This is a genomic window from Arenibacter lacus (assembly GCF_008711145.1).
GTDB lineage: Bacteria > Bacteroidota > Bacteroidia > Flavobacteriales > Flavobacteriaceae > Arenibacter > Arenibacter amylolyticus.
In genome coordinates this window covers 1-394 of sequence record NZ_VVIN01000265.1, presented here as the reverse complement: position 1 = coordinate 394, position 394 = coordinate 1, and the positions used below count along the sequence as shown (strand labels likewise).

General features: G+C 46.7%; 1 protein-coding gene. It reads left to right on the top strand.

Annotation, left to right across the window (positions count from 1 at the left end; all coding sequences use genetic code 11):
• Nucleotides 1–394: dihydropteroate synthase (locus F1E73_RS17445; RefSeq protein WP_191089081.1), on the top strand; the 394-nt coding region annotated here is incomplete at both ends.

Below are 394 nucleotides of genomic sequence, written 5' to 3'. Positions count from 1 at the left end.
ACGCTATGGAGCCGCCGTTATTGTGATGGCTTTTGATGAGGTGGGGCAGGCCGATACGTATGAGCGACGTATAGAAATATCTAAACGATCCTATGATATACTGGTAGACCAGGTAGGGTTTCCGCCAGAGGATATTATTTTTGACCTGAACGTTTTTCCCGTGGCAACGGGGATGGATGAGCATAAGTTGAATGCCTTAGATTTTATTCGGGCTACCGCCTGGGTGAAGGAGAATTTGCCTTATTGTAGCGTAAGTGGCGGAGTAAGTAACGTTTCCTTCAGTTTTAGGGGAAATAATCCCGTGCGGGAGGCCATGCACTCGGTCTTTCTATACCACGCCATAAAAGCGGGTATGAATATGGGTATCGTTAACCCCAGTATGTTGGAGGTATAT